Source organism: Mycobacterium sp. WUMAC-067, from assembly GCF_020217485.1.
In the GTDB taxonomy this organism is placed as follows: domain Bacteria; phylum Actinomycetota; class Actinomycetes; order Mycobacteriales; family Mycobacteriaceae; genus Mycobacterium.
In genome coordinates this window covers 1-5,248 of record NZ_JAEKMI010000106.1, presented here as the reverse complement: position 1 = coordinate 5,248, position 5,248 = coordinate 1, and the positions used below count along the sequence as shown (strand labels likewise).

The window sequence follows — 5,248 nt, the reverse complement described above, 5'->3', positions numbered from 1 at the left end:
CCTCGAATTTTCGCCGTGGCGTTACGCCCGCGAGCGTATGGGCCCCGCTCGAGAAAGCTAGGGGCCGCGGTTTGCCTCGGCCCGCAGCTCGGCACGATCGGGGAGATCGGCGCCGGCCCGCGAGACCGTCAGCGCCGACGCCAGGCCGGCGGTCTCGAGTGCCGCCGTGAGCGCGTCGAGCCCGACCCGGCGCAGGGCGGCCCGATGGTCGGCGCCCAACAAATCCAGTGCCCACAGCGCATCCAGCAGGCCGACCATGAATGCGTCGCCGGCACCGACGGCGTCGATCACCCGGACCTGCCGGGCATCCACCCGCGCATCCCCGGCCGCGCAGAACGCCGTAGCGCCCCGGCCGCCCATGGTCAGGACGACGATCGCGGGTCCCGCCGCCAGCCAGCCTCGGGCCGTGCGCTGCGGCTCGTGATCGGGATCGATCCACTTCAAGTCCTCGTCACTGACCTTGACGATGTCGCTGCGCTCGACCAGATGCGCGATACGGGCCCGCGCCGCTTCCCGGTCGGCGATCAGCGAGGGTCGCACGTTGGGATCGAAGCTCAGGGTGGCCGAGACGCGATAAGCCTCGAGGAGCGCCGCGACCGCCAAGCACCCCGGCTCGCGCACCGCCGCGATCGACCCGGTGTGCACCAGCAACGGCGGCGCCACCTCGGGGGTGCCGGAAAGCCGCCATTGCAGATCGAATGTGTAACTGGCCGAGCCGTCGTCGGCGATGGTCGCGATTGCGGTCGGCGTGCGTTCGGCCGAGGCGCTCCCCGGAACGAGTTGCACACCAGCGGATTTCAGGTACTCGGCGATGCGCCGGCCGGGTGGGTCGTCGGCGATATGGGTCAAGAAGTCGACGCGATGTTCCAGCCGGGCCAGACCGACCGCCACGTTGAGTGGGCTACCGCCGACGTGCTCGGCGGCGCCGCGCCCTTCGACCCTGTCGATCAGCGCTTCACCGATCACCAGCGCGCCGCCCATAGACTCACAGTATGAGTTCGACGGCGGGTCCGCGGGTCAAGCTGACCAACGCCGAAAAAGTGCTGTACCCCGCCACCGGAACCACCAAGAGCGACATCTTCGACTACTACACGCGGATCGCCGAGGTGATGGTCCCGCACGTCGCCGGGCGCCCGGCCACGCGCAAACGCTGGCCCAACGGCGTCGAACAGGAATCCTTCTTCGAAAAGCAACTGGCCTCGTCGGCGCCCGACTGGCTGCCGCGCGCCAGCGTGACCCACCGATCCGGAACCACGACCTATCCGATCATCGACGACCCCACCGGCCTGGCCTGGATCGCCCAGCAGGCGGCGCTGGAAGTCCACGTGCCGCAGTGGCGGTTCGTCGCCGAGTGGACGCGGCGCCGGGCCGAAGAGCTCAAGCCCGGCCCGGCGACGCGATTGGTGTTCGACCTCGACCCCGGTGAAGGCGTGACGATGGCCCAGATGGCCAAGGTGGCGCGCGCCGTCCGCGACCTGATGGCCGGGATCGGGCTGACCACTTTCCCGCTCACCAGCGGCAGCAAGGGCCTGCACCTGTACGCGCCGCTCGACGAGCCAGTGAGCAGTAAAGGCGCCACGGTGTTGGCCAAACGCGTTGCGCAACAGCTGGAAAAGACGATGCCCAAGCTGGTCACGTCGACCATGACCAAAAGCCTTCGGGCGGGGAAGATCTTCCTGGACTGGAGTCAGAACAACGGCTCCAAGACGACCATCGCGCCGTATTCGCTGCGCGGACGCGAACATCCGACCGTCGCGGCGCCGCGCACCTGGGACGAACTCGACGATCCGTCGCTGCGCCAGCTGCGGTATGACGAAGTGCTGGCCCGGGTCGCGCGCGACGGCGATCTGCTGGCGCCGTTGGATGAGGACGCGCCGATCCCGGATCGGCTGACCAAGTACCGCAGCATGCGCGACGCGGCGAAAACCCCCGAGCCGGTGCCCGCAGCGAAACCCGCTGTTGGGCAAGGGAATAGCTTTGTCATCCAAGAGCATCATGCCCGCCGGCTGCACTACGACTTCCGGCTGGAGCGCGACGGTGTGCTGGTGTCCTGGGCGGTGCCCAAGAACCTGCCCGACACCACGTCGGTCAACCACCTTGCCGTCCACACCGAGGATCATCCGCTGGAATACGGCGGGTTCGAAGGCGTCATCCCCAAGGGCGAATACGGTGCGGGCAAGGTGATCATCTGGGACTCCGGAACCTACGACGCCGAGAAGTTCCTTGACGATGAGGTCATCGTCAACCTGCACGGCAGCAAGATCTCCGGACGCTACGCGCTGATTCAAACCAATGGCGACCAGTGGCTGGCGCACCGGATGAAGGACCAGAAGGCCTTCGAGTTCGACACGATCGCCCCGATGCTGGCCACCCACGGTTCGGTCGCGGCCCTGAAGGCCGGCCAGTGGGCGTTCGAAGGCAAATGGGACGGCTACCGGCTTCTGATCGAGGTCGACCACGGTTCCTTTCGTGTGCGGTCGCGACGCGGCCGCGAAGTCACCCAGGAGTACCGCGAACTGCGTTGGCTGGCAGAAGATCTCGCCGAGCATCACGTGGTGCTCGACGGCGAGGCCGTGGTGCTGGACTCCTCCGGAGTCCCCAACTTCCACGAGATGCAAAACCGCGGGCGGGGCTCGCGGGTCGAATTCTGGGCGTTCGACCTGCTCTACCTCGATGGCCGCTCGCTGCTGCGGGCCCGCTACCGGGATCGGCGAAAACTGCTGGAAATGCTGGCCGCCGGCAGCAAGCTCATCGTCCCCGACCCGCTGCCCGGAGACGGCAAAGAGGCGCTGGCGCACTCCGGGGAGCGCGGCTGGGAGGGGGTGATCGCCAAGAAGCGCGACTCCACCTACCAGCCGGGCCGCCGTTCGTCGTCGTGGATCAAGGACAAGCACTGGAACACCCAGGAAGTCGTCATCGGCGGCTGGAAAGCCGGTGAAGGCGGGCGCAGCAGCGGCATCGGCTCGCTGCTGATGGGCATCCCCAGCGCGGGAGGGTTGCGGTTCGCCGGGCGCGTCGGCACCGGGTTCACCGAACGTGACCTGGCCAATCTGAAGAAGACGCTGGCGCCGCTGCACACCGGCGAATCCCCCTTCGCCCCACCGCTTCCCAAGGCCGAGACCAGGGGCGTGACGTTCGTCGAGCCGGTCCTGGTGGGGGAGGTGCGCTACAGCGAGTGGACCCCGGATGACCGGTTACGTCAATCGAGCTGGCGCGGGTTGCGACCGGACAAGGAGGCAAGTGAGGTGGTGCGCGAGTGAAATGGGTTACCTACCAAGATGGTTCGGGCGGTGAACGCGTCGGCGTGCTCTCGGGCGACGCCATCCATGCGATGCCGTCGGGCGCGACGCTCCTCGACCTCGTGGCCCGTGGTTCCGAGGGCTTGCGGCAAGCGGGTGAGGATGCGCAGCGATCCCCGGCGGCGGTCGTCCCGCTGGCGGAGGTGCGATTGCTGGCACCGATCCCACGCCCACCGTCGATCCGGGACTCGCTGTGCTTCCTTGACCACATGCGCAACTGCCAGGCCGCGCTGGGCGCCGGACGCACCCTCGGCGACTCCTGGTACCGCATACCGGCCTTCTACTTCGCCTGCCCGGCAACCGTTTTGGGTCCGTACGACGACGCGCCGACCGCGCCCGGGAGTGCGTGGCAGGACTTCGAATTGGAGATCGCCGCGGTGATCGGGGCCGGGGGCAAGGATCTCACGGTCGAACAGGCGGAACAGGCGATCATCGGCTACACCATCTTCAACGACTGGTCCGCCCGCGACCTGCAGCAGATGGAGAGTCAACTGGGCATCGGGCAAGGCAAGGGCAAAGACAGCGGGGTCACGTTGGGCCCCTACCTGGTGACCCCCGACGAGCTCGAACCGTATTGCCGGGACGGCAAACTGGACCTGCGGGTCACCGCCCTGGTCAACGACGTCGTCATCGGCTCCGGATCGACCGCCCAGATGGACTGGACCTTCGGCGAAGTCATCTCCTATGCGTCGCGTGGCGTCACCCTCGCTCCCGGTGACGTCATCGGCTCCGGGACGGTGCCCACCTGCACGCTGGTTGAGCACCTCAATCCCGCGGCCCTGGAATCGTTTCCGGGCTGGCTGCACGACGGTGACATCGTCACGCTGCAGGTCCAAGGGCTGGGGGAGACCCGGCAGACCGTGCGTGCGAGCGGCGCGCCGCACCCGCTGGCCGCGCGGCCGAATCCGGACGCCGCCCCGGCCCGACCGCGGGTCAACCGGGCCCGCGCCCGAGTGCCCTACACCCGTGGACTGCACGAGGTTGCCGACCGGGTGTGGGCCTGGACCCTGCCCGACGGCGGCTACGGATGGAGCAACGCCGGGCTGATCGCCGGCGACGGGGCCTCCCTGCTGGTGGACACCCTGTTCGACCTGGCGTTGACCCGCGAAATGCTCACCGCGATGCGGCCCCTCACCGCGTCCGCGCCGATCACCGACGCGGTCATCACGCACTCCAACGGGGACCACACGCACGGCAACCAACTGCTCGATCCCTCGGTGCGGATCATCGCCGCTCGCGGCACCGCCGAGGAGATCGAACACGGGATGGCCCCAGAAATGCTGGCCATGGCGCAGACCGCCAACCTCGGGCCGATCGCCACCCCGTACACGCGAGAACGCTTCGGGCACTTCGACTTCAGCAACATCACACTGCGCAACGCCGACCAGACGTTCGAGCGCAACCTCGCCGTCGAGGTGGGTGGGCGGCGCATCGATGTGCTGAATCTCGGTCCCGCGCACACCGCCGCCGACTCGGTGGTGCACGTGGCCGACGCGGGGGTGTTGTTCGGCGGCGATCTGTTGTTCATCGGCTGCACACCCATCGTGTGGGCCGGCCCGATCGCCAACTGGGTAGCCGCCTGCGACGCCATGATCGCGCTGGACGCGCCGACGGTGGTGCCCGGCCACGGACCGGTCACCGACCCGGACGGAATCCGCGCGGTGCGTGGCTATCTCATGCACGTCGCCGAACAGGCCGAGGCCGCCTACCGCAAGGGCCTGTCGTGGGCCGAGGCCGCCGACACCATCGACCTCGGCGAGTACGCGTCCTGGCTGGACGCCGAGCGCGTCGTCGTCAACGTCTACCAGCGATACCGCGAACTCGACCCGCAGACACCGCAATTGGAGGTCATGGCCCTGCTCGTGATGCAGGCCGAATGGCTCGCCAAACGGGCTGGGTGACGCTGCTTATGTCCGCGAAAGTGCAACTGCCAACGCATTTCTCGAGGC

General features: G+C 68.2%; 3 protein-coding genes. 2 read left to right on the top strand and 1 reads right to left on the bottom strand.

From position 1 onward, the window contains the following. Positions 1–57: 57 nt before the first annotated feature. Positions 58–981: a carbohydrate kinase gene (locus JF781_RS27345; protein ID WP_225330615.1), complete on the bottom strand. Its 924-nt coding sequence runs from the start codon at positions 979–981 to the stop codon at positions 58–60. A gap of 11 nt (positions 982–992) precedes the next feature. Between JF781_RS27345 and JF781_RS27340 the strand changes: the two genes are divergently transcribed. After that, positions 993–3,260 (top strand): ATP-dependent DNA ligase, encoded by a 2,268-nt coding sequence (locus JF781_RS27340; RefSeq protein WP_225330614.1) that lies wholly within the window; start codon positions 993–995, stop codon positions 3,258–3,260. Then, entirely contained in the window at positions 3,257–5,200 is a 1,944-nt protein-coding gene (locus JF781_RS27335; protein ID WP_225330613.1) for a fumarylacetoacetate hydrolase family protein, read from the top strand. The genes JF781_RS27340 and JF781_RS27335 overlap by 4 nt, the downstream gene beginning before the upstream one ends. Positions 5,201–5,248 lie beyond the last annotated feature (48 nt).

Bases quoted from the DNA above. Each gene is read 5' to 3' on its own strand.
- JF781_RS27345 (WP_225330615.1), bottom strand. From the start codon at position 981: ATGGGCGGCGCGCTGGTGATCGGTGAAGCGCTGATCGACAGGGTCGAA.
- JF781_RS27340 (WP_225330614.1), top strand. From the start codon at position 993: ATGAGTTCGACGGCGGGTCCGCGGGTCAAGCTGACCAACGCCGAAAAA.